Raw genomic sequence first — 24,070 nt, 5'->3', positions numbered from 1 at the left:
GTGGGCTCAGACCCCGCGTTCCTCGGCGGGGACGGCGCGCTGGGCCACCACGTCCACCACGTCGGCGATCGAGTCGGCGATCCGGGTCGGCCGGTAGGGGTAGTCCTCCACGCGCTCACGGGTGGTCGAGCCCGACAGCACCAGGATCGTCCGCATGCCGACCTCCAAGCCGCTGCGCACGTCGGTGTCCATCCGGTCGCCGACCATCACGGTGTGCTCGGAGTGCGCCTCGATCCGGTTGAGGGCCGTGCGCATCATGAGGGGGTTGGGCTTGCCGATGTAGTAGGGCTTGTGGTTCGTCGCCGCCGTGATCAGAGCCGCTACCGAGCCGGTGGCAGGCAGGGTGCCCCATATCGACGGGCCGGAGACGTCGGGGTTGGTGGCGATGAAGCGCGCCCCGTTCTCGATGTGGCGGATCGCCTGGGTGATCGCCTCGAAGGAGTAGGTGCGGGTCTCGCCCAGCACCACATAGTCGGGGTCGCGGGTGACCATCGTGTAACCGGCCTCGTACATCGCCGTCGTCAGGCCCGCCTCGCCGATCACGAAGGCGGTGCCATTGGGACGTTGGGTCTCGAGGAATTTCGCGGTGGCCAGGGCGGACGTCCAGATGTTTGCCTCCGGGACGTCGATCCCGCTGCTCAGCAGGCGGGCGCGCAGGTCACGCGGGGTGAAGATCGAGTTGTTGGTGAGCACCTGGAAGCGCAGGTCGTGCGCCTTGAGGGCATCGATGAAGTCCGAGGCGCCGGGGATCGCGTGCTCCTCGTGGACGAGCACTCCGTCCATGTCGGTGAGCCAGGCGTCGACGTGCGACGCATCCATCGGGGGAGGAGAGATCGCCATGGCTCAATCCTGCCATTGCCGTGCGCTCCGTGGTCCTGAGCTGCCAGCTAAGCCATCTGGCCTGCCTCGCGGATCGTCCGCAACTCGCAGGTGTCGGTGTACGGGACAGCTGCATCACGGCCGGGTGCCGTGGTTCTGCATCAGGACGCTGTCCGTCGTGCCCAACCGTGACTACCCGGCCCCCATCAGCGCCAGCAGCACGCCACCGGCGACCACGGAGGCCACCTGGCCAGCCGCATTGGCGCCCATCGCGTGCATCAGGATGAAGTTCTCGAAGTCCTCCTTCGCGGCCTCCTGCTGCACCACGCGCGCCGCCATCGGGAAGGCCGAGATGCCGGCCGCGCCGATCAGCGGGTTGAAGTGGCCACCCGACAGCACATTGAGCAGCTTGCCTAACATCACGCCGGTGGCGGTGTCCAGGGCGAAGGCCAGCAGGCCCAGCGCCAGGATCGCCAGCGTGGACGTTTTCAGGAAGCTCTGGCCGACCATCGTGGAGCCGATCGCCAGCCCGAGGAAGAGGGTCACGACATTGGCCAGCTCGTTGGCGGAGGCATTCGTGAGCCGCTCCACCACCTTGGACTCACGCAGCAGGTTGCCCAGCATCAGCGCACCGATCAGCGGCGTGGCAAAGGGCACCAGGGTGCCGACGACGACGGTCACCAGGATCGGGAAGATGATCCGGGTGCGCTGGCTGATCTCTCGCGAGGAGTAGGGCATCCGGATCGCCCGCTCCTTCTTGGTCGTCAGCAGGCGCATCACGGGCGGCATGATGATGGGCACCAGCGACATGTAGGAGTATGCGGCGACCGTGATCGGGCCCAGCATGTGCGGGGCCAGGATGCCGGAGACATAGATGGACGTCGGCCCGTCGATCGCGCCGATGATGCCGATCGAGGCTGCCTCGTTGTGGGTGAAGCCCAGGGCGAGCGCGAGCAGCAGGGTGAGGAAGATGCCGAACTGGCCGGCGGCGCCCAGCAGCACCATCTTCGGGTTCTCCAGCAAGGGCCCGAAGTCGGTCAGGGCACCGATGCCGATGAAGATGAACAGCGGGAAGAGCTCGTTGCCGACGCCCATGTCATAGAGGATCTTGAGCATCCCGCCGTCCGCCACCAGCGGTGACAGCGGCAGGTTGGCCAGCACGCAGCCGATGCCGATCGGGATCAGCAGCAATGGCTCGTACTCCTTCTTCACCGCCAGGTAGATCAGCAGGCAGCCGACAGCCATCATCACTGCGTTCTGCCAGTTCAGGTGGGTGACGCCAGCCAGCAGCCGCGTCCAGACTTCACTGTTCATGCCATTGCGCCGTTCAAGCGCCCGCGGCGAAACGGACCAGCACGTCGCCGTACTTCACCTGGTCGCCGACCGCGCAGCCGAACCCGGCGATCATGCCGTCGCGGCTGGCGCGGATCTCGTTCTTCATCTTCATCGCCTCCAGCACCATCACCAGGTCACCTCGGACGACCGTCTGACCCGGCGACGCGCTGATGGACAACACCACGCCGGGCATCGGCGCGGTCATTGCGTCCGTCCCGGTCGTGGGCGTCGGGCCGGTGGCGACCGCTGGGGCGGGCTTGTGGGCCTGGGTACTGGGAGCCTGGGAGCCGCCCAGCTCGCCGTGCGGGAGGTCGCGGACGACCGGTTCATGCATCGCTCGTCGTCCCGTGACGGTGACGTCGGGGGTGATTGCGGCCTGCGCGAGATCGGCGTGGTCGTGCAGGCGGACGCGCGTCGAGATGCCGTCGACGACGACGTCGAACTCGTCCGCGGTGACCTCGTCGATGTCGATGCTGTGTGAGAGGTCGTTGACCTCGATGGTGTAGCGGCGCATCGTCTTCCTACTTTCGTCGCCAGGAGGTGTTCTGCAGGGTGCGTCCGGCGGACACCCAGCGGCTTGCGTACAGGTGGCTGCCCGGCTGGTGGGTGCGCATCGCGGGGGCAGCCTGGGCCCGGCGGACGCGTTCGTGGATCGTGACGGCAAGGGCGACCGCGGCCACCTGGTCGCGGGTGAGCCCGTGACCCAGCACCTCGACCGAGGAACCCGCGGTCACAGGTTCTGTCACCTCGGCGGAGCCCGCGTCCTCAAGGCAGGCCGACAAAGGTGCGGTGGCCTCGACGCTGCGCCGGTCCCAGGCGCCGATGGCCAGCAGCAGCCCCATCAGGATCAACAGCAACGCGAAGACGGTACCCATCCCGGCCGCCGTCATGAACAGTCCCCAACCAAGGTCGTCCATCACGTCCTCCTAGACCGGGAACAGCCCGTGCTTCTTGGGCACATTGGTCTGGACCTTGGTCCGCAGCACCTCGAGCGCGCGGATCAGGCGGGGACGGGTTTCCTTCGGCTCGATCACCTCATCGATCTGGCCGACGTCGGCGGCGCGGTAGGGGTTGAAGAACTTTTCGCGGTAGTCCTCGATGAAGCGCGTCTCCTCCGCCGCCGGGTCATCCGCAGCCTGGATCTGGCGCTTGTTCAGCAGCCTGGCGGCGCCCTCGGGGCCCATCACCGCGATCTGCGCGCTGGGCCAGGCGAAGGCGACGTCGTTGCCCATCTGCTTGCTTGACAGGGCGACGTAGCTGCCGCCGATCGCCTTCTTGGTCACCACCGAGAGCTTGGGGACGGTGGCCTGGCAGTAGGAGTAGATGATCTTGGCGCCGTGGCGGATCACGCCGTTGTACTCCTGCTGCACGCCGGGCAGGTAGCCGGGGCAGTCGACGAAGGTCACCAGCGGGATGTTGAACATGTCGCAGATGCGGATATGGCGGCTGATCTTGTCGGAGGCATCGATGTCGAGGCAGCCGGCCAGCACCGTCGGCTGGTTCGCGATCACGCCCACCGAGTGGCCGTCCAGCCGTGCGAAGCCGACCAGCGCATTTCCGGCGAACTGGCCGTGCACCTCGAGGAAGGAGGCGTCGTCGAAGATCATCTCGACGACCTCGCGCATGTCGTAGGCCTCGCGATCGTCGACCGGGATGATCTCGTTGAGCCGCTCATCCATCCGGTCGGCCTCGTCGTGCGGCACCAGGGGGGCAGGGTCTTCGGTGTTGTTCTGCGGCAGGTAGCTCAACAGAAGCTTGACCAGCTCGATCGCGTCCTGCTCGTCGGTGCAGCTGAATTGCGCATTGCCGGAGCGGGCGTTGTGGACGAAGGAGCCGCCGAGCGTCTCGGCGTCGACGTCCTCGCCGGTGACCGAGCGGATGATCTCCGGCCCGGTCAGGAACATGTTGGACGTCTGCTCGACCATCACGGTGAAGTCGGTCAGCGCAGGGGAGTACACCGCGCCGCCGGCGCAGGGGCCCATGATCATCGAGATCTGCGGGATCACGCCCGAGGCGGCGACATTGCGGTAGAAGACCTCACCGTAGGCGGCGAGCGACCGCACACCCTCCTGCACGCGCGCGCCGCCGGAGTCATTCAACCCGATCATCGGGATTCCAGACACCAGCGCCAGGTCCTGGATGCGGCTGATCTTCTGGGCCTGTACCTCCCCGAAGGAGCCACCGAGCACGGTGAAGTCCTGGGCGAAGACTGCGACCCGGCGTCCGTTCACCTTCCCGAAGCCGGTGATCACCCCGTCGCCTGGGTAGCGGTGTTCGGACATGCCGAAGTCGGTGGTGTGGTGCTTCGCGAGCGCGCCGAGTTCTTGGAAGGAGTTCTCGTCCAGCAGGAAGCTCAGCCGCTCGCGAGCGGTCATCTTGCCCTTCGCGTGCTGGGCCTCGATCCGCTTCTCGCCGCCGCCTGCCATCGCCTGCTCGCGCATCTCGCGCAGAACATCGAGTCGTTGCGTCATTGCCTCGTCTCCGGTGAAGAGGGCTCCCGCCCGGGAGTTTCCTCCACCCTAGGTGGGCCCCCTTCGCCGGAGCGCAGCGGGGTCAGGTTCGCGGTGCCGGAACCACCAGGACGGGGCACAGTGCGCGCCGGACCACCTCGCGGCAGGTGGAGCCCAGGAGCAGCCCGCTCAGCCCGCTGCGGCCCCTGGTGCCGACGACGACCAGTTCTGCCTCGTGGGAGGCCTCGACCAGAGCCGCGCCGGCGCTGCCCACCTCGACGCGCGTCTCGACGGGGACCGTGCTGTTGTGCTCCCCGACGAAGCGGTCCAGGGCGGCGGTCAACAGCTCGCGGGTGTCGTCGAAGGCACCCAGGTCGATTTCCGGGACCCCGACGAAGGACGACGGCGTGTACTCCCAGGCGTGGATCGCCAGCACCCGTCCGTTCGCGCGGGTGGCCTCGTCCAGCGCGGCGTCCAGGGTCGCGGCCGACTGGGCCGCGTCGTCGACACCGACCACCACCAGGCCCGGGGTTGCCGGGTCGGAGGCGCCCGTCTCGGGGACGATGACCACCCGGCCCCGGGCGTGGGCGACCAGATGGGAGGACACCGAACCCAGTGCGGCGCCCCTCACCGCCCCCAGGCCCCGCGTTCCCGTGACGACCAGGTGGGCGTCGGCCGATGCCCCCACCAGCGCCACCGAAGGTTCTGTCTCGCGCAGCAGCACGGCTTGCAGGTCGAGTTCGGGCCAGCGCGCGTGCGTCTCCTGCTCGGCGACGGCCAGACGCTTTCGGCCGGCCTTCTCGACCTCGGCGAGGAAGTCGATGCCTTCGTGCAGCACTCGGAAGACCGAGGTCCGGTTGGGCACCTGCAGGGGTGCGAGGGCGAGCACGAGGGTGAGTCCGACGCCGTCACGGATCGCGCGCCGGGCTGCCCATTCGATGGCGACCTGCGACTGGGTGGACCCGTCGATCCCGACGACGATACGTCCGGCGGTGGTGAACTGCTCGTTCATGGCCTGCCTCCAACCCTTTCCGGGACGGCGGCCCGAACGGGCGTCAGGCCAGCTTCCGTGCTGGTCGGTCAAGCGCCGTCCTCTGGTGCCAATCATACCGCGGGCGCCTGCGAGCGTGGCAGGGAAGTTGGCCGGTAATCGCGGTGACCTCAGACCGGGAAGTGGGTGGTCCCGGGGTCGTCGCGGACGCGGTCGGTGAGCGCCTGCAGCTCCTTGGTCAGCGTCGCCACGCCCAGGTCCGCGTCCATCAGGGCCGTGAACAGCACGGAAAGGTCGGGGCCGAGCCCGTAGCGGTCGCTGGCCAGCCAGGTGCAGGTGGAGTCGCCGGATGCCTCCACGACTGCCTGCTGGGCGGCCAACGCTGCCCGTCCGTGCTCTCCAGTGGGCGCTCCGGTGGCTCCCGCCACGGTGGTCAGCGCGAAATGTTCGGTGGTGAAGGCACCCGCCACGGCCGGGTCGAGGCAGGCCTCGACCAGTGCGAGCCCGCCAGCACGGTTGGGGGCCTGCTGGGGGACGGCCAGCCAACTGCCGAAACCGACCTGGGCGGCGCCCTTGCCGAGCGTGGGCGCGGCGGTCACGGACGGATCGGGGGCCAAGGCGATCTGGAAGTCGGTCGCGGCCAGCTGGCGGGAGCGCCAGGGAACCGAAGAGCCCCCGGGCATGATCGCGATGGTGCGGTCCTGGGCCCAGCGCCCGAGTGCATCCTCGGCCGAGTCACCCCGGCCATCGGGGTGGATGAGGCCGTCGGCGATGATCCCTGCCAGATGGGCCAGGGCGCGCTGTACTGGGGCGAGTCCCCAGCAATCGGCCGCGAGGGTCTCCAATGGGGTGCGGACCTCGTCGCCACCCTCCTTGATCGCGCTTGCCACGACCATTCGGGCCAGGTCGACGGCGCCTTGGCGACCGCGTCCGAACAGGTACATCCCCTTGCTACGCGCAGCGTGGCCGAGCGCGTGCAACTCGTCCCAGGTCGTCGGGGCGGTCCATCCGTACTGCTTGAAGACGGTGGACGAGTACCACTGACCGCGCACCTCACGGACCCATGGGATGGACACCAGGGTGTCGCCCAGGCCGCCAGCCGCCGTGGTGCCCGCCACGAGCTGCTGCCCGGACGAGGTGAGTGCAGGCGTGAGGTCGGTCACCTGGCCGGTCAGCTCCGCCAACGCGAGCCCGCCCAGACCTCCGCTCAGCAGGGCGTCCGGCGGGTTGTCCTCCGCCAGGCGTGACAGCACGTCGGCCGCGATCGTCTTCGTGCCACTGGTGGTGGCGCGGGCCGGAACGGAGCGAGTGGTGAGCAAGGTGGCGGCCCGCTCGAGGATGTCGCGGCCGAACTCGGTCTCGTCAACCAGCACGGACACGCTGGAGCCTGAGGCAAGCCCGAAGGGGTTGCCGGGGCCGGGTGTGACGGTGGCGCTGGGGGCTGGCGTCGGCGTGGACGGGGTGCTGCTGGCCCGACAACCCATCATGCTGAGCGCCCCGCTGGCCCCGGCAATCTGCAACAGGCTGCGCCGGGTGGTGCTCACCACTCCCACCCCACCCCGTAGAGGTGGCCGAGCACGGGGGAGTCGATGCGCAGGGAGTAGATGCCGGGAGCGACGGCGGGCAATGGATCCTGACCCTCCGCTGACTCGGGTTCAGCATTGGGGTCGGGCAGCGGGCCGAAGCGGTACACCTGCCGCGGCACCCGGTTGGGGCTGAGGAAGTTGAGGCGCAGCTGGGTCATCATCGTGGGACGGGTGAACCGGACGGTGACCACCTGCCCCGGATCGTCGTCGGCCACCCAGAACCGGGTGGCGAACTGGTGCACCTCCCCGCGTGACAGCTGGCGATCGAAATGGAAGCGAGTGAGGTGGAGGTGCTCGTTCGGCCCGAGGATCCGCTCATGCTGCTCGATCCAGCCGCCGAACAGGGCTTCGGATTCCAGATCGAAGCCAACGGAGTTGTTCATCAATTTCAGGCCGTAGCCGTCCGCGCCGTCAGTCAATGCACGCACGCGGCGCAACTGCACGATCTCCTCGGGGGCGCGGTGCTCGCGGAAGGTGTAGACATAGGTGGCCTCGAGCAGCTCGAAGGGGCCGGACACCTCGAAGGGGGTCGGCGTGACGGCAACTCCCTTGGCCCGGTACAGCGGTTCCAGCCGCGCGACCCAGTGCGGCAGATTGGAACAGATGGCTTCCCAGAGCCGGATGGACGGGTTCTCCCTACCCACCTCGACGTTGGCGAGGGTGGAGCGGGCAATGACCCCGTTGAGGGCGTTCACGAGGTCCAGCTGGCGCATCCCGTCCTCGCGACGCAGCTGCTTCAGCACCTCCCCGAAGCTTTCCACGCCCAGCATCGTCGCACGTCAGGCCGTGAACAGGGCCCATTGACCTTCTGGCCGGAACGCCTCGTGACGCGAAATGCGTGACGAATGCTGCGCTGTGGATGTGTTCAGGTTGCGGCGTGACGCCATCGCTGTGATGGAATATCCTGTCGCAGCCGAGCGCGGCAATAGAATTTTGTGAGCATGGAGTGAATCAGTGAGTTTGTTGTCGGCAGCGACCCTGCTGTTCCTGGTCATGGACCCGGTGGGAAATGTGCCGATGTTCCTCACGGCACTGCGCAAGGTCGCGCCCGCGCGCAAGCAGCGGGTCATAGTGCGCGAACTGCTGATCGCGCTGGTCATCATGGTGGCCTTCCTGTTCGCCGGGCAGGGAATGCTGGCCTACCTGCACGTCAGCAAGGAGGCGCTCACCACCGCCGGCGGCGTGATCCTGCTGCTCATCGCACTGAAGATGATCTTCCCCACCCCGGAGACCACCCTCGAGGAACCCGTGGCGGGGGACGAGCCGTTCATCGTCCCGCTCGCGGTGCCCTACACCGCCGGGCCGTCGGTGCTGGCGACAGAGATTCTGCTGATGAGCCAAGACCCTGGCCGCTGGTACGTCTGGCTCGGTGCTCTGCTCGTTGCGTGGACCCTGTCGGCGGGAATCCTGTACTGCTCGGGTTTCCTGGAACGGATCCTGGGCGAGCGGGTACTCACCGCCCTGGAGCGCCTGATGGGCATGATCCTGGTGCTGGTGGCCGTCCAGCAGTTGCTGGACGGCATCCAGCAGTTCTTCCTCGTGCAGAGGTAGGTCAGGGCCAGAGGCTCAAGACGAAGCAGCCCCAGGCGGATAGGTCAGACGCGGGGGCGGATCCAGGCCGGGTCGCGCCCGATCAGGGCCACCAGCTGCTCTTCGTAGCTGGCGCCTGGACGCACCTCCTGGCGTTCCCCGAACTGACCCGAGCTGCGCAGCATCTCCTCCTGCTGCTCCATTCCCCTGAACAGTGCCTCGGCAACCACCGGGTCGAGGTCGGCCGTGATGCCCTGGGAGCGGGCGAGGTCCCAGGTGTGCATGAACACGTCCGGCAGGTAGAACTCCTCCAGCACGTCGGTGACCGGGCGCTGGCCGAAGTGCTCGCTGTCGAGCAGCAGCTGAACGCTGGCCGGGTCATCGAGCAAGGCCTGGACCTCGTCGGTGTGGGCGTGCCACGCGCCAGCGGGATCGTCGTCCACGCTGGGCACCTCGCCCCAGGTGACCGCGCTGGCGGTGAGCTGGCGGGGCCACTCGACGAGGTGGCGGACGACATCGCGGGCCGTCCACTCCTTGACGGGGGTGGGGGCGTCCCAGTCGCGGGTCTGGTCGACCTTCTCGGTGAACTCGTAGGCGGCGGCCCGGTGTCGCTGGCCGATGGTGGGCTGGTTGTCGCTCATGGCGCCAGTCTGCCGCAACGCCCTGACAGTTTTCAGCACCTCTGCGGGTGCGGTGGGCGACCCGCTCGGATGTCCGTCCCGGTCAGTTCCGGTCGGCGGATGCCTGCGCGAGCACGGCCTCGCGGCTGGCCTCGTGGCGGGGTCGTCCGCCGGCCAGATGGCCGGAGAACAGCACCACCATCAGCGTCGAGATGGGCATCAGCAGCAGGGCGGTGCGCAGACCGACAAGGTCACCCACCCGTCCGACCAAGGGCGGGAAGACGATGAACGACAGGCGCAGCAGCCAGTTGACCACCGACAGACCAGCGCCGTGTGGGAGGCCGGGGATGTTGTCGCCGGCGACGTAGACGGCCGGGACGACCGTCGCGACACCCCAGCCGGCCAGCGCGAAGCCGAGCAGCGTCAACGGGATCGACTGGAAGGCCAGTGCTGCCAGCATCGCGACGGTGGCGACGCCGCAGCCCAGCCGGGCGGTGCTGCGGTAGCCCAGGCGGTCGGTCAGCGCGTCGCCGGTGAAGCGTCCGATGGTCTGCGCCCCGACAAGGGCCGCGAGGCCCATGCCCGCCAGCGCGGGTGCGGCGCCCAGTGCGTCGTGCAGGTAGATCGCGGCCCAGTTGAAGCCGGAGTCCTCGATCTCGGCGGCGAAGGCGCCCATCAGGCCCAATGCCAGCAGGTGTGGCCACAGGGTGCGGGGGATCGGCGACCTCGAGCGCGGGTTGTCGTCGGCGGTCTCCTCGGTGATCTCGGTGTCGGGACCCTTGAGCAGGAAGGGGCGCAGGGCGATGTTGACCACCAGCATGATCGCGGCGGCGACCAGGGAGTGCTGCCACAGCGGCAGGTCGATGCCGGCGAACAGCGATCCGAGCAGGCCACCGGAGAAGGCACCGACGGACCAGAAGCCATGGAAGGTGTTGTTGATCGAGCGCGGATAGTGCTTCTGGACGCGCAGACCGTGGGCGTTCATCGCGATGTCGGTGTAGACGTCCGTGGCGCTCATCAGGAACAGACCCACCGCGAACCAGATCGGGGCGGGTGCGTTGAGCACCACCAGGCTGCACAGGATTTGCGCGATCTGGGCCCAGACCGCGACGGTGCCGGACGAGAAGCGACGCATCATACGGGCGGTGAAGAAGCCGGTGATGAGCCCGCCGAAGGGTCCCAGGGCGATGGCCAGGCCGAAGAAGGTGTTCGACAGGCCCAGGTTGTCGCGGATCAGTGGGTAGCGCGGCAGCATCGTGGCCATGGTGGCGCCATTGAGCCAGAAGAGGGCGGCGACGGCCCAGCGGGCGCGACGGTACTGCTGCGGGACGGACTGCATGTGGGTGGCACCTGTCATTGTCGAGTTTGCTGATGTTAACGATCTCGCGGATCGCTCAGCCAGCCTGGAGGTCACCGTCCACGTAGAACCAGCGCCCGGCCCGGCGCTCGAATCGGGAGCGTTCGCGCAGCACCTCCCGCGATCGTCCGTCCCGGTAGTGGGCCGCGAAATCGACGACGCCGCTCTGGTCGTCCGGGCCGCCGTCCACGACGTCGAGGATCTGCAGGCCAGTCCACTCCAGATGGCCCGAGCGGACGTCGTCCGGACGCGTCCGCGGGTGCCAGGTGCGGAAGAGGTGGTCGTCGTCTCCCAGGGCGAAGGCCGTGTAGCGCGAGCGCATCAGGGCCACGGCGGTGGGCGCGAGTGCTCGTTGTTCCAACACCGGCTGGCAACAGGTGGCGTAGTCGTCCGATCCGCAGGGGCAGCGCATGGCGACGATCATCCCGCATTCGGCGTGTCCACAGCAGCGGTGAGGCGAGCCTCGCCTTGGATGCGTACGGCGCTGGTTGGCTCCACACTTGTCACCGGTCGAGGGGAGAACCATGTCAAGCGATTCCACCACAGCTGAGCACACCGGTGAACTGCACTCCAAGAGCACCGGCGGGCTGCTGAACTGGCTGCGCGCCGCAGTGCTGGGCGCCAATGACGGCGTCGTCAGCCTGTCGGGGCTGGTGATCGGTGTCGCTGCGGCCGGGGCCTCGCACGGCGCGATCTTCACCGCCGGAATGGCCGGTCTGGCTGCCGGAGCGCTGTCGATGGCGGTGGGAGAGTATGTGTCAGTCTCCACGCAGCGCGATACCGAGATGGCCCTGATCGCCAAGGAGCGCAAGGAGCTCGCGGACGATCCCGAGGGCGAACTGCTGGAACTGGCGGGAATGTACCGGCAGAAGGGCCTGTCGGCCGACCTGGCCCTCGAGGTCGCCTCCCAGTTGCATGCCCATGACGCCCTGGCTGCCCATGCCGAGACCGAGCTGGGCATCGACCACGAGGCCTTCACCAACCCCTGGCAGGCCGCGGTCGCGTCCATGGTTGCCTTCACGGTCGGCGCGCTGATCCCGCTGGCCGCGGTCCTCCTGACGCCTCCATCCCTGCGCATCACCCTGTGCGTCGTGGCTGCGGCCGTCGCGCTGGCCTTCACCGGCTTCACCAGCGCCAAGCTCGGTGGGGCGAACCCATGGCGCGCGCTCGTCCGCAACATCTGTGGCGGCATGCTCGCGATGGCGATCACCTACGGCATCGGCTCCATCGTTGGTACCCAACTTTGAGGCGGGGTTCTGGCGCCCGGACGCGTCGGACGGCCTGTCTAGGCTGAGGTCATGACACCGCAGGATTGGGCCCGGCAAAGAGTCGCTGGCCTGTTGCGTTCCAAGGTCGCCGGCCCGGACGCCGAAGTGCGCGCGCGTGAGATCTGGGGCTCGGAGGGAGAACGCTGGTTCAGCCCTGACGACCCGATCTGGCGCGTCAATCAGGACCCGGCGATGTATGCGGGCGGGGTCTGTGCACTCTTCCTGCAGTCGCTGCACCCGGGGCCGATGGCGGGGGTCGCGCAGCACGACAACTACCAGGGCGACCCCTGGGGACGGTTGCAGCGCATCTCCAACCACATCGCCGTCACCACCTACGCGCCGATCCCGATGGCCGAACAACAGCTCGCCGTGGTTCGTCGAGTGCACGACTTCGTCGTCGGGGAAGACCACCGTGGCCGTCCATACTCGGCCAGCGACCCGCACCTGTTGCGCTGGGTGGCGGTCGCCGAGACCTGGAGTTTCCTGCATGCCCACCAGCGCTGGGGTCGACGTCCGCTCACCGCCGCCGAGGCGGACACCTATGTTGCGCAGTCGGCGCTGGCGGCGCAGAAGCTGGGCGCCACCGGTCTGCCGATGACGGTGGCCGAGTTGGAAGCACAGCTGGAGGCCTATCGCGCCGAGCTGGAGACCACGGCCGATGCCCTCGAGGTGGTCGACTACCTGGTGAACCGGGCGCCGGTGCCAGCGGTGGCACGCCCGGGCTTTCGGATGGTGGTGTCAGGCGGCATCGACCTGCTGCCTGAGTGGGCCCGTTCGATGCTGCAGATCAGGGACGACTCAGCGCTGCGATTCGTCCGTGGGGCAAGCGGCGCGACGGCGACAAGGGTCCTTGGCTGGGCGCTCGTGAACCCGGACGGGACCCACAACCGCTAGGTCGCAGACACTGGAGTGGGTGGCTCTCCAGCAGCGTTCAGCAAGGAGAACCACCCACGTATGGGGATGGTCGGTGTCAGCCGCGAAGTGCCTGGCGCACGGCTGACTTGGCGTGGTTCAGACGCGATGCGTGCTGCACTGTCGCGTGCGAGCTGCCGGAGTGCTCGGTGCCGGCGGGGTGCTGGGCGGACGGACGGGTGAGGGCGGGGCTCTTTGCCTCGCCTCCGAGCAGCGCGCGACGGATCGCGGGAGTGTTTGCGGTGGTGACCATGGTCATGGGTGTCCTCCTCCAAGAAGGTGTCGTGACACCGGGCCGCGCCGACGGGGGAAGCGGCCGGCGCTGGCGTTCTCGAAGCACATCGCCTCGATCTGGAGACCAGTGTGCGCGCTCAATGTTTCGAGAACCTGTGCCCGGGTTACGAACAGGTTGAGAGTGGCTGAACGCCAGCTGGGGAGGCCACGGTAGGTCGGGCCCTCCGCACCGAACCAGCGCGATGTGACTATTCTACCGGCAACGTTAGACGAGGCAATAGCTCAGCTGGTCGAGTTCTCAGGTACCGCGGTGGCCTCGTCCCGGAAGACGATCCACCGCATGGCCGCATACATGTAGACGGCTTCACAGGCGCCGGCGATCACCCGCGCGACCAGCTGCGGGAGGCCCAGGTGCGTCAGGCCGCTCCCGACCCCCAGAATCAGGGCCAGGTAGTTGACCAGCACCACCGCCACATAGCGGACGGATTGCTTCGCGACCGAACCGTGCGACTGGAAGTTGAACCACCGGTTCAACAAATAGGCCAGCGAGAGCGCGGTGCAGTAGGCGATCGTCAGCGCCACGGGGCTCGGCAAACCGAGCTCGTTGTACAGCAGGTGCAGCAGCCCCAGATCGAGCGCGAAGGTCGTCCCGTTCAGGAGGCAATAGCCGACGAAGGTGTGGGGGACGATGCGTCGCAGTGGCCCGGGGAGCACGCGCCAGATCCCGTGCCGCAACGACAGGAACCACTGTGGGGCGCGGCTCTGTTCCTCCATGCCACAAGCCTAGGGGAGGGGCCAAGGTCGGGCCCGGTGGCACGTTCGGGGGCTGGCTCCCGAACCTTCCCCGAGCTGGCGCACACCCTGAGCCGGCGCACGAACCCCGAGCCTGTCGAGGGGCCCCGGCCAGTGACACTGAGAATCGGACGAATTGGACCACTTGAACGATCCAGTCGCCGATGTGCTCCGCTGGCGTCCGATTCTCAGTCGGTCTGTCCGGACGGGCTCCACTCCCGGCGACGTGTCTCCAGCAGGAGCCGGACCAAGTCGTCCGGCAGTGGCTCGGCGACGGTGAAGTGCAGTGCGCTCTTGGTCTGCTGGCGGCCCGAGATCTCGGACGACAGCGTGGCCAGGGTGCTGCCCGAGTGCGGGTACCAGCTCATGAACTTCTGGTGGGACAGGAAACCGCCGATGGCGTGCCCCTCGACGACGAAGGTCGGCATGTTGTAGCTGATCTTCTCGACCGCATCCGGATAGCCCTGGTGGACGAGGTCTCGGATGTGGGCCAGCGCTGCGCGCCGTTCGTCGGGCAGTTGGTCGAGGTAGTCGTCCACGGCGTTCATGGGCTCAGTATCCACGCCCCCCGCCAACGACCACGACCTGCGAGGCGAGCCGGCCGGGCTAGTGTTGGGGGCGGAACCCGCCGTTGCTCGTCGCCGTGATCTCGGAGGCTCGTGTCGTGCCCATTCCCCAGTCCTTTCGCGAGGTCGTCCCGCTCAGGGTGGCCGTCGCACTCGCAGCCAGTGGCCTTGCGGCCACGATGGCCACCCACACGGCCGTGCTGACCGGCCGGCTCCCGCACACTGCGGTCAGCGGCGGCCGGGTGACGGACCCCGCAGCCGGCCAGCGGTTGGCGGTCACCAGCTCGGTCTCCCTCGTGCCGGTCGCGGCGTTGGTGGCGCGCGGGGCTGGGTTCGCTGGCGGCTCGTCCCGGGCCGAACGTGCGGTCATGGGCGCCCTGGCCGTGGCCGCGCTGGGAAGTGTGCCCGCCCAGGTAACGGGCACCGCCTTCGAGCGGCGCTTCATGGCACCCACCGCAGCCGCGTTGGCCGTCGGACTGGGGCGACTGGCCCTCGAGCGCGACTGAACATCCAACGTCGTGGTCACCGGCTGCTGTCGATGACGCAGAAGAGGGTGCCAGCAGGGTCGGCCAGGACGACGAAGTCGGCGTCCTCGGGGTAGTCCCGTGCGACCCGCTTGGCGCCGAGCTGAACCAGCCGTTCCACCTCGGCCCGCTGTTCTTCAGGCGAGTCGGTCCACAGGTCCAGATGGGTGTTGTCCGTGGAGTCGAGGTGAAGATGAGGCCCCGGCGCCGAGGCGGGCACCAACAAGTCCGGATTCGCGCCCGGCTGGCACCGCAACGCCCGGCTCCAGAACGACGCCGTCTGCGCCGGATCGGAGTTCAGGACGACAGCGCCGATTCTGAGCATGGGTCCACGCCAGTGCGACGCTCCCCACAAGGGGCGTGCAGCGGGTGGAGTCCCGTGGGTCCCATTCCTCCCCATGCGGGAACTCGAGCGCCTATTCTCACGGCGTGCACGAACCGAACCGCACCACCCCCGTCCTGCTCGTCGTCGGTGGCGACAACATCGAGCGGATCCGTCAGGAACTGGCCGGACGTTACGCTCGTGACTACGAGATCAGCCTGGTCGGATCGGCCGCGCAGGCCTGTTCCCGAGCCACCGAGCTGATGGCCTCCGGCGCTCGGTTGGCGATGGTGGCCGTCGAGTGGCAGCTCAGCGACCTCGACGCGATATCCATGCTGAGCAAGTTCGGCGCGATCTCCCCCTCCACCAAGCGGGTATGCATGCTGCCGCCCGGCACCTTCCGCGAGGCGCTCCCGGCGCTGCGCGAAGCCCTCGCCCGCGGCGACATGGACGCCTACTTCACCATCCCCTCCGGGATGCGGGACGAGGAGTTCCACGCCGGCATCACCGACCTGCTGTCCGACTGGACCTGGACTTCTGGCGGGGTCGAGGTGGACGGCACCCAGGTGGTCACCGACTCTCACGGGCGGGTTGCCGAACTCCACGACTTCCTCTACCGGATGGGCATGCCGAGCAGGCTCTACCACGTCGACTCCGAGGTCGGGCGCGAGATCATCGCCCAAGCTGGCCCAGGTGCCGAACTGCCGCTGCTGCGCGATGCCTTCGGGACGATCATGTCCAACCCGAGCCTCGCTGAGGTCGGTGACCGCTTCTACAGCCCGGTCACCGACCTCGAGGGCCAGTGCCTGGACCTCGTGGTCATCGGCGCTGGCCCTGCGGGACTGGCGGCCAGCGTGTACGCCGCGTCCGAGGGCCTGTCGGTGGCGGCGGTCGACGCGTCCGCGATCGGCGGTCAGGCGGGCACGAGCTCGATGATCCGCAATTACCTCGGCTTCCCGCGTGGCATCAGCGGCATGCGGTTGGCGCAACGCGCCCGCACGCAGGCCTCCCGATTCGGGGCGCGCTTCCTGGCCGGTCACCCGGTGCAGTCGCTGCGCCCGATGGCCGCGGAGGACGGTTGCCACGAGTTGGTCATCGATGGCGTCGTGACCCACGCCCGCACCGTGCTCGTCTCCACGGGCGTCGCCTACCGTCGCCTTGGCGTCCAGGCGCTGGAGGAACTCGTGGGGCACGGCGTGAACTACGGCGCCGCCACCACCACCGCACGGGCCATGCAGGGGGGCCGGGTTTTCGTCGTGGGCGGCGGGAACTCCGCCGGCCAGGCCGCGCAGCACCTGTCCCGTTTCGCTGCGCACGTGACGATGGTGGTGCGACGCGACTCGCTGTGGGCGACGATGAGTGACTACCTCGTCCGCGAGCTGGAGGCCAACCCGCGGATCGAGCTGCGGTGTGCAAGCCAAGTCACCGACGGCGGTGGCGACGGACGTCTGGAGTGGTTGGAGATCACCGGCGCGGACGGGCGCGCGGAGCGCGTCGAGGCGGACGGGCTCTACCTGCTGCTGGGAGCTCGGCCCTCCTGCGGCTGGCTGCCGGAACAGATCGCCCTGGACGAGCACGGCTTCGTGCTCACCGGACGCGATGTTCCCAAGGAACGTTGGACCGGCAGTCTGCCGCCCGCCGAGCTGGCCACGTCGGTGCCCGGGATCTTCTGCGCTGGGGACGTCCGGTCCGGCTCCATGAAGCGGGTGGCGGCGGCCTCCGGCGAGGGGTCGGCGGTGGTCCCGCTGGTGCATGGGTACCTGGACGGGCGCTGAACTGCTGGGGCCCTCCCAGCACAGGAAGGGTTCAGCGACCGGGGGTGAGGTTGTCGCCTGATCAGGGGACATGCGCGGGCCCGTGCCCAGTTTTACACTCGGGGGAGTCGGCGCGTCGTGGCTGCGTTCGGATGTGGGGTTTGAGGTCTACTCGGGGGAGTGCTCAAGCCCTGCCGGGGCAGGGGACGTGCCGACTTCCCTTCCTTGACCGATGCGCCAGCTGTTCAGAGCTCGAACAGCCCATCCCGCTCGGCATGCGACAAGGCGTCGGGCACTCCGTGCACCGTGCGACCCAGGTGGCGGTACTTCGCCGAGACCCGACGCAGGTAGGTGTCCACGGTGGATTCAGACGCGGGCGGATCCATCATCCGTCCGACGGACTTGCGCGGAATCCCCTGGTGCAGCAGCTCCAGCACCTCGATCTCGCGCGGCGCCAATCGGGGCAGCAGCGAGGGGTCCTTGATCAGCACGTCCGCAAGCTGGCTGCTCACCGCGAAGTCCCCCTGTGCTGCTGAGGTGATGGCGCGCACCAGCCCGTCCAATGGGTCGTTCTTCAGGGCCAGCCCGAGTGCGCCAGCGGCGACGGCGGTGCGGATCGGCAGTGGACGTAGCTCGGCGGTGTAGATCACACTGGGGATGGCCAGACCGGTGAGCCGTTCGATGATGTCGGGGCCGGTGAGGGCGTTGTGGAGCTGCAGATCCACCAGCACCACGTCCACCGACTCGGTCGCGAGCCGGGCGAACAGCTCGTCCTCGTCGGTGGCCGAGAAGGTGACCTCGATCAGACCGTCGGTCTCCTGCTCGAGCGCCGCGAGCCCGGCCAGCACGACCGGGTGGTCATCGATCGCGGCCAGTCTCACCTGCGGGGTCATGTCGGCACCACGATGCGGGAGAAGCCCTCGTACACGTCCATGCGTCCTCCCAAGGTGCTGGTGGCAGTCTTCCAGAGCCCCAACTGAGCCGGAATGGGGTCGAGGATGACGACCGTCGCTGCGCGCGGTGTGGCGGAGACATTGAGCGTCTGGCCGGCAAAGGATGGCTCACCCACGCGATCAAGCAGTTCGCGCGCGACGCCGAGTGCTTCGTCGGTGTCGTCGCGGGAGAGGCTGGAATTGGGTCGCCAGCCGGCTGCCCGCAGCCGCCGCATGCTGTCGATGAGTTTGAGTTGTGCTGGCCCCAGCACCAGTTCGTCGCGCACCGAGATCTCCAGTTCTGCAGCCAGGGCACGCACGGCAGGGTCGGCCGGGTCCAGCTCCCCCGCCGCGACTCCGCGCAGCAGCGGGATGGTCTCCGAGTTCACCTGCTCGCTCCAGTAATGGTCCAGTCGGGCCAGCTGGTGCATCTGCGCGGTGGCAGCCTGGGTGATGATGCGTGCCCGCGCCGCATCCTGGGCCTGGGCGGAGATCGCCTTGCCCACGAAAGACCCCGCCATGGTCACCAGCGGCACGCCCGCGGCCATGATGATGGCGTTGCCGAAGTGGACGAAGGTCACGGGGGCCCCGAAGTGGATCAGCGGGAAGGCGACCATGCAGCCCGTCACAAGCACTGCCGTCGCCACGCACTCACGAGAAGTGCGACACAACATCATCACCTGCAGCAGCATCCCACTCGCCCAGGCCGTCCAGTACAGGTAGAGCTGGGTCTGGCCGGGCGGAATCATCCAGACGTTCACCGCCATCGGAACCAGTGTCAGCGGCACCAGCCCCCGTGCCTCGTTGACGGTGAGAGGGCGCCGTCGGACAAGCCAGACCAGACCGGACGCGACTACGGGATAGCCGACATTCATCAGGGCTCCGAGCCAGACCGGCTCCATCAATGGGACGATCAAGGCCCCCATCAGCGCGACGACACAGATCGTCGGGACGACGCTCCACACCAGGGCCCGGCTGACCTCGGGGTCGACGTCGCCGCCCGAGCCCCACGTCACGGTCCCACTGGTGCCCTCCTCGGGCCAACACAGCCGCACCTGCGTGCCTGCGCCGGGACGTGAATCGATCACCGCTCGCCCGCCCAGGTCATCAAGGCGTTCCACCACGGATCGCTGCAGGCCGAGGCGACGGCGGGGCAGCCGTGAGGGGTCGAAACCGACCCCGTCGTCCCGCACGAGCACCGTGCAGACGCCGGGGCCGTTGGTGCCCAGGATGACGGTGCAGCTCGTGGCTCTGGCGTGCTTGCGCACATTGCTCACCGCTTCGTGCACCGCGGCCGCCAGTCCTTCGGCAACCGTGCGGGGCAGGCGGCCGGCGTCGCCACTGACCTCCACGCCGACCTCGGCGAGCAGGGGGTCAGCGCCCAAGAGGTCGCGGAGGTTGGGGAGGGCCTCCTGGCCGGTCGGACGGAAGAGTTGTTCCACGGCGGCACCGCATTCGGCGACCGCCTGTTCGGAGGTGACGACGTTGCGCCCACGGGCCACGGCGTGCAGGGCATGCAGGACGTGGTCGTGCAGCAGCCGGGCGGCCTCCCGGCGGGCGTCGGACGCCAGGTTCTGGGCGACGTGGGCCGTGCGGGCGACCCGGGCCAGGCGGGCCTCCTGCTCACGGCGATGGGCCATGCGCAACAGCCCCTCGCTGGCCAGCAGAAAGGCCATTACCGGCTGCCACAGGAATAGCGAGTCAACCAGATTGAATCGAGTCGGCGTCCAGCCTCCGATGCGCGGAGACAAGACCTCGAAGACCGACAACAAGGCGAGCCCAGCCAGTACCCAGCGCCAGCGGCCTGCCTGTTCCAGGGTGAGCACGACCAGCACGACAACAGGCAGGCAGAAGATGCCAGGAGCCCACAGGTCATTGGGGACGAGTGCTGCGCGTTGCGGCAGGAGCAACCAGATCATCACCGGCACCGCGGCGCAGAGCACCGTGAGCAGCCGACGGGAGTGCAACCGGGCCGCGATCGCGATCGTGCAGGTCGCATGTACCAGGAAGAGCAGGGTGAGGCCCACGGCTGGCCATGAGTGCTGGAGAGCGGGTTGCCGCAGCAACGGAAAGAGCGCGGTGAGGGCGATCGGCACCATCACCACGAGCCCAGCCGCGCGGATCGCGTCGTCCGCGACTGGCATCCATGGGCGCGCCCCACGATGCAGCCGTTGGAGCATCGGACTCTGCGTGGGGGCAACTGAGTCGGTCACGGGAACCTCGGGGTGGGGCAAGGTCTGGCGGTTGTCTGCCAGCATCTCACCTCTCGACGCCGTCCACCCCGTCTCCTGGGATCTGGGCTGTCTCGGCCACGGTGAGGGTCCTGCGGCGCCGTCGGGCTGGGTCCGGCACCGGGACCGCTGCCAGCAGCGCCCTCGTGTAGTCGTCGCGCGGGTGCATGTAGACCTGCTCGACGCTGCCCTGCTCGACGATGCGTCCCTCCCGCATCACCGCCACCCGGTCAGCCACCGTCTTGACCACGGCAAGATCGTGGGAGATCAGCAGCACCGCCAGCTGGTGTTGGTCACGCAGGTCGGTGAGCAGGTTGAGGATCTGCGCGCGCACCGACACGTCCAGCGCCGAGACGGGTTCATCGGCAACGAGCAGCCGTGGCTGCGAGGCCAGCGCCCGGGCGATGCCGATACGTTGGCGTTGCCCGCCAGAGAACTCGTGCGGGTAGCGGGTGGCGAACCGCGGATCCAGCCCCACCTGCACCATCAGCTCAGCGATCCGCTCGTCCGAACGTGGCAGGTCGAAGTTGGCCAGCACATTGCGGATCGTCTGCCCGACGCGCTGGCGGGGGTTCAGCGAGGCATAGGGGTCCTGGAAGACCATCGCCATCTCCCGGCGCAGGGGACGCATCCGCCTGGCAGACAGGTGCGTGATGTCCTGCCCGGCGAAGGTGATGGTGCCCGCGTCGGCATCGAGCAGCCGCAACGCCATCCGGGCGACGGTCGACTTGCCGGAACCGGATTCCCCGACCAGGGCGAGCGTCTCGCCGCGGCGCACCTCCAGGTCCACGTCGTCCACGGCGTGGGTCGTCGAACCGCGGCTGAGCAGTCCACGGGCACTGGTGAAGGTCTTGTCCAGGCCATCCAGCCGGAGCACCACCTCTTGGTCAGCCATCCTGACCTCCCTGGCGCTGCGTCATCGTCGCCCGCAAGGCGTCGACCTGGCTCGCGTCGGCATGGCACGCGGCCAGGTGGCCCGGACCACCCGGACGTTCCCGCAGCTCCGGGACGATCGTGTGGCAGGCCTCGCCGACCGAGTCCGCCACAGCGCACCGGGGGTGGAAGGGGCAACCGGGCGGTCGGTCGACGCCGCTGGCCGGAACCCCGGGCAGGGTCGGGAGGCGTCCTGCGACCGCGTCCAGCCGGGGCATCGAGGCCAACAGGCCGACGGTGTAGGGGTGGCCGGGACGCTCGAAGATGGTCTCCACGTCGGCGGTCTCCACGAGCCGTCCGGAGTACATGACGGCCACCTCGTCGGCGACCTCCGCGACCACGCCCATGTCGTGGGTGACCAGCACCATGGCCATGTCGAGGCGCTGCACCAGGTCGACCAGCAGGTCGAGCACCTGTGACTGGACGGTGACGTCGAGGGCGGTGGTGGGTTCGTCGGCCACCAGAACGCTGGGTTCGTTGACGATGGCCATTGCGATCATCGCACGCTGGCGCATGCCGCCGCTGAACTCGTGCGGGTAGCGTCGCGCGGCCTGCCGAGGGTCACGGATCCCGACCTCGCCGAGCACCTCGGCGGCGCGGGTCTCGGCCTGCGCCCGGGTGGCGTCGTGGCGCAGCCGGTAGGCGTCCCCGATCTGGCGTCCGACGGTGCGATAGGGGTTCAGGGCGGCGAGCGCGTCCTGGAAGACCATCGCGATCTGTTGGCCACGGACGCCCTCGCGCACCTTCTCGGGTGCGCTGACCATGTCCTGTCCGCCGACCAACAGCTGCCCGCTGACCTGGGCGCTGTCAGGCAGCAGACCGAGGCAGGCCAGGCCCGTGACCGACTTGCCGGAACCGGATTCCCCGACCACGCCGAGCACCCGGCCGCGATTCAGGTCGAAGCTGACCCCGTCGACGGCGCGCACCTCGCGCGGGGTGCCCGCATTGAAGGTGACGTGCAGGTCGCGCACGCTCAGTGCTGTCGTGTCCAGCTCATCCACGGCGGATCCTCGGGTCGATCAGGCCCTGGGCAATGTCCACGACCAGGTTCGCGACAATGACCAAGGCCGCTCCGAACAGGCTGGTGCCGACCACCAGGCCGAGGTCGCGGCGGGAGACGGCGTCGATCAACAGCTCGCCGAGGCCATGGATGCCGAACACTCGTTCGGTGAAGACCGCGCCGCCCAGCAGGCCAGCGATGTCCAGGCCCACCATCGTCGTGATCGGTACCCACACGCCGCGGCGGGCGACGCGCAGCACGCTGCGCCGCGGGGCCCCGGTGGCGCGCAGGGCAAGCAGGTGGTCCCCGCCCAGTTCGTCCAGCATCTGGTTGCGGGCAAAGCGCAGGTAGCTGGCCGCGAACAGCGCCCCCAGCACGAACCACGGCGTCACCAGGTGCCAGGCCCAGTCGACGGGGCTCTCGGCGAAGGGCACATAGCCGCTGACCGGAACGGAGTTCAGGTAGAAGCCGAAGACCAGCAGGGCCAGCAGGCCGAGCAGGTAGGTGGGGGTGGCGATCAGCACCAAGGTCAGCCCCCGCAACAACTGGTCAACCCAGGTGTTGCGGCGCAGCGCGGCCAGCACGCCGCCGGACATCCCGAGGGCGACCGCGACGACGATGGCACCGAGCGCGATGGACGCGGTGATCGGCAGCCGCTGCCATATGAGCTGAGTGACGGGTTGGCGCAGTTCGAAGCTGAAGCCGACGCACGGGGCGGCGCAGTGGATCGCCTCGTTGCCGGCCCCGAAGGTCCGTCCGACGAACAGGCCCTTCACGAAGTCGACCCACTGCACGAAGGCCGAGCGGTCGGTCTGCATGAAGGCCTTGATCTGGGCCAGCCGGTCGGGGTAGCAGGGGCGTCCGCACATGACGCGGGCCGGGTCGACGGCGCTGCTGAAGAAGAGCAGGTAGACCGCCAAGGAGATCAACAGCAGGACGAGGGCCGAGGCGGCGATGCGCCGCAGGATGTAGCGAGTCACTGCGCGTCCTGTTCGGTGCGGACGTCGAAGGCGTCGCGCAGGGCATCGCCGACGAGGGTGGAGCCGAGCACCAGAAGGAAGAGCGCGGCGCCCGGGAAGAGCAGGTACCAGGGGTCGGCGCCGGTGTAGGTCCAGGTGATGGAGTTGCCGATCAGGCGTCCCAGCTCCGGGGTCTGCGGACCCACGCCGATACCGAGGAAGCTCAGGCCAGCGCCCGTCCCCACGAAGCCCGGGAACTGCAGCGCCACGATGACGACGATGGTGCCCACAAGATTCGGCAGCAGCTCACGGGTCAGCACCGCCCGGTGCGTGGCACCCGTGGAGCGCGCGGCCGTGACGTAGTCCCGCGCCGCGAGCACCTTGGCCTGGCCCGCGACCAGCCGGGCGGTTGACGCCCAGCCGAAGAAGGCCAGCGAGGCCATGATCAGCAGCGGACGGGAGAAGGAGTCGGGCACGACGAGCTGGATCGCAATCAGGAAGAGCAGCGAGGGGAAGCCGAACATGAAGTCGACCACCCGCCCCAACACCGTCTCGACCCAACCGCCGAAGTAGCCGATCGACAAGCCCACCAGCACGCCGATCCCCGCCGCCAGCACGGTGGCGCCGGTGGCGATCAGCACGGACGTGCGGGTGCCGTAGGCGATCAGGGCCAGCAGGTCACGTCCCGTGCCGGGTTCGACGCCCAGCCAGTGGGTGGACGAGACACCACCCATCGGCCCGATCGGCACGCCGCCGGTGGCGGCGTCGATGGCGGCAGAGTCAAAACGAACAGGGTCCTGCCCGGTGATCGCGCTGATCAGCGGGGCGCACAGCCCCAGCAGCGCGACCATGGTCAGGCAGGCCAGGCCGATCCGGGCCTGAGTGGTGCGCAGCATTCGTCGCCAGGCGGAACGTGGACGAGGGCCTGAACTGGGACGAACGGCGGGTGGGGCAG

26 protein-coding genes are annotated in these 24,070 nt (G+C 68.6%); 5 read left to right on the top strand and 21 right to left on the bottom strand.

What is annotated here, in order from left to right:
* Positions 1-6: 6 nt before the first annotated feature.
* The 8 genes from ABD089_RS00515 to ABD089_RS00480 form a co-directional block, all read right to left on the bottom strand.
* On the bottom strand, positions 7-840 hold the full coding sequence (locus ABD089_RS00515; RefSeq protein WP_343884190.1) for an HAD-IIA family hydrolase: 834 nt from the start codon (positions 838-840) through the stop codon (positions 7-9).
* 171 nt (positions 841-1,011) lie between these two features.
* A complete protein-coding gene (locus ABD089_RS00510; protein WP_343884189.1) occupies positions 1,012-2,133 on the bottom strand; it encodes a sodium ion-translocating decarboxylase subunit beta in 1,122 nt (373 codons plus the stop codon).
* Positions 2,134-2,146: 13 nt separating this feature from the next.
* Complete coding sequence (locus ABD089_RS00505) at positions 2,147-2,668, bottom strand: acyl-CoA carboxylase biotin carboxyl carrier protein subunit (RefSeq protein WP_343884188.1); 522 nt, start codon at positions 2,666-2,668, stop codon at positions 2,147-2,149.
* Between the two features lie 7 nt (positions 2,669-2,675).
* Positions 2,676-3,071 (bottom strand): hypothetical protein, encoded by a 396-nt coding sequence (locus tag ABD089_RS00500; protein ID WP_343884187.1) that lies wholly within the window; start codon positions 3,069-3,071, stop codon positions 2,676-2,678.
* Positions 3,072-3,080: 9 nt separating this feature from the next.
* Positions 3,081-4,625, bottom strand: coding sequence for an acyl-CoA carboxylase subunit beta (locus ABD089_RS00495; protein WP_343884186.1), 1,545 nt, complete (start codon positions 4,623-4,625; stop codon positions 3,081-3,083).
* Positions 4,626-4,707: 82 nt separating this feature from the next.
* Complete coding sequence (locus tag ABD089_RS00490) at positions 4,708-5,616, bottom strand: universal stress protein (protein ID WP_343884185.1); 909 nt, start codon at positions 5,614-5,616, stop codon at positions 4,708-4,710.
* 149 nt (positions 5,617-5,765) lie between these two features.
* Entirely contained in the window at positions 5,766-7,139 is a 1,374-nt protein-coding gene (locus ABD089_RS00485; RefSeq protein WP_343884184.1) for an extracellular solute-binding protein, read from the bottom strand.
* Positions 7,136-7,942 carry a helix-turn-helix transcriptional regulator gene (locus ABD089_RS00480; RefSeq protein ID WP_343884183.1) on the bottom strand — a complete coding sequence of 269 codons (807 nt, stop codon included), beginning with the start codon at positions 7,940-7,942 and terminating at the stop codon, positions 7,136-7,138. The genes ABD089_RS00485 and ABD089_RS00480 overlap by 4 nt, the downstream gene beginning before the upstream one ends.
* A gap of 193 nt (positions 7,943-8,135) precedes the next feature.
* On the opposite strand from ABD089_RS00480, the gene ABD089_RS00475 reads away from it, so the two are divergent.
* Entirely contained in the window at positions 8,136-8,732 is a 597-nt protein-coding gene (locus ABD089_RS00475) for a MarC family protein (protein ID WP_343884182.1), read from the top strand.
* Between the two features lie 44 nt (positions 8,733-8,776).
* Here the strand turns inward: ABD089_RS00475 and ABD089_RS00470 are convergent, their stop codons facing one another.
* The 3 genes from ABD089_RS00470 to ABD089_RS00460 all read right to left on the bottom strand — a co-directional run bounded on the left by ABD089_RS00470 (position 8,777) and on the right by ABD089_RS00460 (position 11,100).
* Positions 8,777-9,352: a maleylpyruvate isomerase N-terminal domain-containing protein gene (locus ABD089_RS00470; protein WP_343884181.1), complete on the bottom strand. Its 576-nt coding sequence runs from the start codon at positions 9,350-9,352 to the stop codon at positions 8,777-8,779.
* An 82-nt stretch (positions 9,353-9,434) separates the two neighbouring features.
* Complete coding sequence (locus tag ABD089_RS00465; protein ID WP_343884180.1) at positions 9,435-10,670, bottom strand: MFS transporter; 1,236 nt, start codon at positions 10,668-10,670, stop codon at positions 9,435-9,437.
* Positions 10,671-10,725: 55 nt separating this feature from the next.
* Positions 10,726-11,100 (bottom strand): YchJ family protein, encoded by a 375-nt coding sequence (locus ABD089_RS00460; RefSeq protein ID WP_343884179.1) that lies wholly within the window; start codon positions 11,098-11,100, stop codon positions 10,726-10,728.
* Between the two features lie 112 nt (positions 11,101-11,212).
* Between ABD089_RS00460 and ABD089_RS00455 the strand changes: the two genes are divergently transcribed.
* Both ABD089_RS00455 and ABD089_RS00450 read left to right on the top strand, forming a co-directional pair.
* A complete protein-coding gene (locus ABD089_RS00455) occupies positions 11,213-11,935 on the top strand; it encodes a VIT1/CCC1 transporter family protein (RefSeq protein WP_343884178.1) in 723 nt (240 codons plus the stop codon).
* A gap of 51 nt (positions 11,936-11,986) precedes the next feature.
* A complete protein-coding gene (locus ABD089_RS00450; protein WP_343884176.1) occupies positions 11,987-12,850 on the top strand; it encodes an oxygenase MpaB family protein in 864 nt (287 codons plus the stop codon).
* Between the two features lie 76 nt (positions 12,851-12,926).
* Here the strand turns inward: ABD089_RS00450 and ABD089_RS00445 are convergent, their stop codons facing one another.
* From ABD089_RS00445 to ABD089_RS00435, 3 genes are all read right to left on the bottom strand, one after another.
* Positions 12,927-13,127 (bottom strand): hypothetical protein, encoded by a 201-nt coding sequence (locus ABD089_RS00445; protein ID WP_343884175.1) that lies wholly within the window; start codon positions 13,125-13,127, stop codon positions 12,927-12,929.
* 257 nt (positions 13,128-13,384) lie between these two features.
* Complete coding sequence (locus ABD089_RS00440) at positions 13,385-13,876, bottom strand: GtrA family protein (RefSeq protein WP_343884174.1); 492 nt, start codon at positions 13,874-13,876, stop codon at positions 13,385-13,387.
* A gap of 206 nt (positions 13,877-14,082) precedes the next feature.
* Complete coding sequence (locus ABD089_RS00435) at positions 14,083-14,442, bottom strand: iron chaperone (protein WP_343884173.1); 360 nt, start codon at positions 14,440-14,442, stop codon at positions 14,083-14,085.
* Between the two features lie 116 nt (positions 14,443-14,558).
* Between ABD089_RS00435 and ABD089_RS00430 the strand changes: the two genes are divergently transcribed.
* Positions 14,559-14,966, top strand: coding sequence for a hypothetical protein (locus tag ABD089_RS00430; RefSeq protein ID WP_343884171.1), 408 nt, complete (start codon positions 14,559-14,561; stop codon positions 14,964-14,966).
* 16 nt (positions 14,967-14,982) lie between these two features.
* Here ABD089_RS00430 and ABD089_RS00425 read toward each other — a convergent pair whose 3' ends face one another.
* Entirely contained in the window at positions 14,983-15,309 is a 327-nt protein-coding gene (locus ABD089_RS00425; protein ID WP_343884170.1) for a VOC family protein, read from the bottom strand.
* A gap of 104 nt (positions 15,310-15,413) precedes the next feature.
* On the opposite strand from ABD089_RS00425, the gene ABD089_RS00420 reads away from it, so the two are divergent.
* Complete coding sequence (locus tag ABD089_RS00420) at positions 15,414-17,081, top strand: NAD(P)/FAD-dependent oxidoreductase (protein ID WP_343884169.1); 1,668 nt, start codon at positions 15,414-15,416, stop codon at positions 17,079-17,081.
* Positions 17,082-17,305: 224 nt separating this feature from the next.
* Here the strand turns inward: ABD089_RS00420 and ABD089_RS00415 are convergent, their stop codons facing one another.
* The 6 genes from ABD089_RS00415 to ABD089_RS00390 all read right to left on the bottom strand — a co-directional run bounded on the left by ABD089_RS00415 (position 17,306) and on the right by ABD089_RS00390 (position 24,011).
* Complete coding sequence (locus ABD089_RS00415) at positions 17,306-17,953, bottom strand: response regulator transcription factor (RefSeq protein ID WP_343884168.1); 648 nt, start codon at positions 17,951-17,953, stop codon at positions 17,306-17,308.
* Positions 17,950-20,136: a sensor histidine kinase gene (locus tag ABD089_RS00410; RefSeq protein WP_343884166.1), complete on the bottom strand. Its 2,187-nt coding sequence runs from the start codon at positions 20,134-20,136 to the stop codon at positions 17,950-17,952. Before ABD089_RS00410 ends, ABD089_RS00415 begins: the two co-directional genes overlap by 4 nt.
* 115 nt (positions 20,137-20,251) lie before the next feature.
* Entirely contained in the window at positions 20,252-21,118 is an 867-nt protein-coding gene (locus tag ABD089_RS00405) for an ATP-binding cassette domain-containing protein (RefSeq protein ID WP_343884165.1), read from the bottom strand.
* Positions 21,111-22,157: an ABC transporter ATP-binding protein gene (locus ABD089_RS00400; protein WP_343884164.1), complete on the bottom strand. Its 1,047-nt coding sequence runs from the start codon at positions 22,155-22,157 to the stop codon at positions 21,111-21,113. The genes ABD089_RS00405 and ABD089_RS00400 overlap by 8 nt, the downstream gene beginning before the upstream one ends.
* Positions 22,150-23,136, bottom strand: coding sequence for an ABC transporter permease (locus tag ABD089_RS00395; RefSeq protein ID WP_343884163.1), 987 nt, complete (start codon positions 23,134-23,136; stop codon positions 22,150-22,152). Before ABD089_RS00395 ends, ABD089_RS00400 begins: the two co-directional genes overlap by 8 nt.
* Positions 23,133-24,011, bottom strand: a complete 879-nt coding sequence (locus ABD089_RS00390; protein ID WP_343884162.1) for an ABC transporter permease — start codon at positions 24,009-24,011, stop codon at positions 23,133-23,135. Before ABD089_RS00390 ends, ABD089_RS00395 begins: the two co-directional genes overlap by 4 nt.
* Positions 24,012-24,070 lie beyond the last annotated feature (59 nt).

This window comes from Luteococcus sanguinis (assembly GCF_039527675.1).
In the GTDB taxonomy this organism is placed as follows: Bacteria; Actinomycetota; Actinomycetes; order Propionibacteriales; family Propionibacteriaceae; genus Luteococcus; species Luteococcus sanguinis.
This window is presented reverse-complemented; position numbering and strand designations above follow the sequence as displayed.

What these genes read in the sequence shown, in the direction of transcription:
- ABD089_RS00515 (WP_343884190.1), bottom strand. Translation starts at nt 840, where the DNA reads ATGGCGATCTCTCCTCCCCCGATGGATGCGTCGCACGTCGACGCCTGG.
- ABD089_RS00510 (WP_343884189.1), bottom strand. Translation starts at nt 2,133, where the DNA reads ATGAACAGTGAAGTCTGGACGCGGCTGCTGGCTGGCGTCACCCACCTG.
- ABD089_RS00505 (WP_343884188.1), bottom strand. Translation starts at nt 2,668, where the DNA reads ATGCGCCGCTACACCATCGAGGTCAACGACCTCTCACACAGCATCGAC.
- ABD089_RS00500 (WP_343884187.1), bottom strand. Translation starts at nt 3,071, where the DNA reads ATGGACGACCTTGGTTGGGGACTGTTCATGACGGCGGCCGGGATGGGT.
- ABD089_RS00495 (WP_343884186.1), bottom strand. Translation starts at nt 4,625, where the DNA reads ATGACGCAACGACTCGATGTTCTGCGCGAGATGCGCGAGCAGGCGATG.
- ABD089_RS00490 (WP_343884185.1), bottom strand. Translation starts at nt 5,616, where the DNA reads ATGAACGAGCAGTTCACCACCGCCGGACGTATCGTCGTCGGGATCGAC.
- ABD089_RS00470 (WP_343884181.1), bottom strand. Translation starts at nt 9,352, where the DNA reads ATGAGCGACAACCAGCCCACCATCGGCCAGCGACACCGGGCCGCCGCC.
- ABD089_RS00465 (WP_343884180.1), bottom strand. Translation starts at nt 10,670, where the DNA reads ATGCAGTCCGTCCCGCAGCAGTACCGTCGCGCCCGCTGGGCCGTCGCC.
- ABD089_RS00460 (WP_343884179.1), bottom strand. Translation starts at nt 11,100, where the DNA reads ATGCGCTGCCCCTGCGGATCGGACGACTACGCCACCTGTTGCCAGCCG.
- ABD089_RS00455 (WP_343884178.1), top strand. Translation starts at nt 11,213, where the DNA reads ATGTCAAGCGATTCCACCACAGCTGAGCACACCGGTGAACTGCACTCC.
- ABD089_RS00450 (WP_343884176.1), top strand. Translation starts at nt 11,987, where the DNA reads ATGACACCGCAGGATTGGGCCCGGCAAAGAGTCGCTGGCCTGTTGCGT.
- ABD089_RS00445 (WP_343884175.1), bottom strand. Translation starts at nt 13,127, where the DNA reads ATGACCATGGTCACCACCGCAAACACTCCCGCGATCCGTCGCGCGCTG.
- ABD089_RS00440 (WP_343884174.1), bottom strand. Translation starts at nt 13,876, where the DNA reads ATGGAGGAACAGAGCCGCGCCCCACAGTGGTTCCTGTCGTTGCGGCAC.
- ABD089_RS00435 (WP_343884173.1), bottom strand. Translation starts at nt 14,442, where the DNA reads ATGAACGCCGTGGACGACTACCTCGACCAACTGCCCGACGAACGGCGC.
- ABD089_RS00425 (WP_343884170.1), bottom strand. Translation starts at nt 15,309, where the DNA reads ATGCTCAGAATCGGCGCTGTCGTCCTGAACTCCGATCCGGCGCAGACG.
- ABD089_RS00415 (WP_343884168.1), bottom strand. Translation starts at nt 17,953, where the DNA reads ATGACCCCGCAGGTGAGACTGGCCGCGATCGATGACCACCCGGTCGTG.
- ABD089_RS00410 (WP_343884166.1), bottom strand. Translation starts at nt 20,136, where the DNA reads ATGCCAGTCGCGGACGACGCGATCCGCGCGGCTGGGCTCGTGGTGATG.
- ABD089_RS00405 (WP_343884165.1), bottom strand. Translation starts at nt 21,118, where the DNA reads ATGGCTGACCAAGAGGTGGTGCTCCGGCTGGATGGCCTGGACAAGACC.
- ABD089_RS00390 (WP_343884162.1), bottom strand. Translation starts at nt 24,011, where the DNA reads ATGCTGCGCACCACTCAGGCCCGGATCGGCCTGGCCTGCCTGACCATG.